This is a genomic window from Sulfitobacter sp. UBA4523 (genome assembly GCF_002388305.1).
Classification (GTDB): Bacteria; Pseudomonadota; Alphaproteobacteria; order Rhodobacterales; family Rhodobacteraceae; genus Sulfitobacter; species Sulfitobacter pontiacus.
Genome location: NZ_DGMH01000070.1, coordinates 19325 through 19603, shown reverse-complemented (window position 1 = coordinate 19603; position 279 = coordinate 19325). Strand labels below are relative to the sequence as shown.

The window sequence follows — 279 nt, the reverse complement described above, 5'->3', positions numbered from 1 at the left end:
ATATACGATATCCGCGAAATTCAGGTAACCTTACCCTCCGGGAGTCATGAGCATGCAGATCGGCGTTCCAAAAGAGATCAAGAACAATGAGTTCCGGGTCGGCCTTACGCCTGAGAGCGTCAGCGAGTTCACCGCGCGCGGGCACAAGGTTCTGGTGGAAACGCAAGCCGGCATGGGCATTGGCGCCACGGATGACGCGTATCGCGCCGTCGGCGCGGAGATCGCGGAGACGGCCGCAGATGTGTTCGCCACTTGCGAAATGATCATCAAGGTGAAGGA

At 58.1% G+C, this 279-nt stretch carries 1 pseudogene; it reads left to right on the top strand.

The features are described 5' to 3' along the window. Positions 1 to 46: 46 nt before the first annotated feature. Positions 47 to 279 (top strand): annotated as a pseudogene (locus B3849_RS16975) (alanine dehydrogenase); the annotation flags it as partial.